Source organism: Geomicrobium sp. JCM 19038 (genome assembly GCF_000698125.1).
Lineage (GTDB): Bacteria > Bacillota > Bacilli > Bacillales > Marinococcaceae > Geomicrobium_A.
This window is the reverse complement of the sequence record NZ_BAXA01000032.1, coordinates 1-1,353: the sequence shown is the minus strand read 5'-3', so window position 1 is coordinate 1,353 and position 1,353 is coordinate 1. Positions and strand designations below refer to the sequence as shown.

Here is a 1,353-nt window from a genome sequence, read left to right as displayed (position 1 = left end):
TACCGGAAGCACTGGACCGACCGGCTTCACTGGCAGTACTGGAACTATCGGTCCAACGGGGCCCACTGGCTCTACTGGAAGTACCGGACCTACCGGAGTTACGGGCAATACTGGTAGCACTGGACCAACAGGTCCCACAGGCATTACTGGTGCCACCGGACCGACTGGGCCACAGGCAGTACTGGTAACACTGGACCGACTGGCCACGGGCAATACCGGAGACACTGGAACTACCGGCGCCACAGGCAGCACTGGTACCACTGGAACTACCGGCTCCACAGGTAGTACTGGAGACACTGGAAGCACTGGACCTACTGGTGCCACTGGCAGTACCGGTACCACTGGACCGACTGGTGCCACGGTACTACAGGTGCCACTGGACTGACCGGCGTTACGGGCAATACTGGTGCCACCGGACCTACTGGTGCCACGGGTACTACTGGAGACACTGGAACTACCGGCGCTACGGGTACTACTGGACCTACCGGCTCCACTGGCAATACCGGAGCCACCGGACCGACTGGCGTTACGGGCAGTACTGGTATCACTGGACCTTCTGGTGCCACTGGCAGTACCGGTACCACTGGACCATTAGGTCCCACGGGCAATACTGGGAGTACCGGAGCCACTGGAACTACCGGCTCCACCGGCAGTACTGGAGCCACTGGAACTATCGGTCCGACGGGGACTACTGGCTCTACTGGAAGCACAGGACCGACTGGTCCCACAGGCAGTACTGGTATCACTGGACTGACCGGCTCCACAGGCAGTACTGGAGCCACCGGACCTACCGGCGTTACTGGCAATACTGGTAGTACTGGACCTTCTGGTGCCACGGGCAATACTGGAGCAATCGGACCGACTGGTGCTACCGGCAATACTGGAGCCACTGGAACTACTGGTGACACAGGCAGTACTGGTACCACTGGACCGACTGGCATTACTGGCACTACTGGTGCCACAGGAACTATCGGTCCGACGGGGGCTACTGGCTCTACCGGAAGCACCGGACCAACAGGCGTTACCGGCAGTACTGGTACCACCGGACCGACTGGCGTTACTGGCAATACTGGAACCACCGGACCTACCGGCATTTCGGGCAGTACCGGTGCCACTGGACCAACAGGTCCCACGGGCAATACTGGTAGTACCGGACCGACTGGTGCTACGGGCAGCATTGGTACCACTGGACCGACTGGTGACACCGGCAATACTGGAGCCACTGGAACTACTGGTGACACAGGCAGTACTGGAGCCACTGGAACTACCGGGGTTACTGGCAGTACTGGTACCACTGGACCAACAGGTCCCACGGCTCGTACTGGTAGCACTGGACCGACTGGGGCCACCGGC

Annotated in this window: 2 protein-coding genes; both read right to left on the bottom strand. The window is 60.4% G+C overall.

All coding sequences use genetic code 11. The annotated features are described in order from the left end of the window. The coding region (locus tag JCM19038_RS24100) for a hypothetical protein (protein WP_238554506.1) at positions 1 to 360 on the bottom strand (360 nt) is incomplete at its 3' end. Then, a partial coding sequence (locus JCM19038_RS24095) for a hypothetical protein (protein WP_238554505.1) occupies positions 312 to 1,353 on the bottom strand: 1,042 nt, incomplete at its 5' end. The genes JCM19038_RS24100 and JCM19038_RS24095, both read right to left, overlap by 49 nt.